Below are 309 nucleotides of genomic sequence, written 5' to 3' on the forward strand. Positions count from 1 at the left end.
CCGAGTTTCTACGATAACTTTGATTTTGAGTCTGGCTCTATCAGCAACGAAGAGATCGCACAACAGATTAAAGAGGCAGTTGCTAAGCTGTAAATACTGCTTCGTTTAGAACATCAGTTCAGAGCAATATGAACAACAAAAAGCCCGAGTGACATAATGTTGCTCGGGCTTCATTAGCTTTTACTTTTATATATTTCTAATATTCGGAAATATCAGATGTTCAGAATTGTTGAACTAGACGCTACGGGTTTGTTTTAGAGTGCTTGTCTGCAACCCATCCCGCCGTTAACGCTTTGCCTTTACGCAACC

General features: G+C 40.5%; 1 pseudogene. It reads left to right on the plus strand.

Annotated features, from left to right (window positions below):
* Nucleotides 1-93, plus strand: a pseudogene (locus ACFI6G_RS22250) (NADPH-dependent FMN reductase); the annotation flags it as partial.
* Between the last annotated feature and the right edge of the window lie 216 nt (nucleotides 94-309).

This window comes from Vibrio sp. PSi01 (assembly GCF_054960695.1).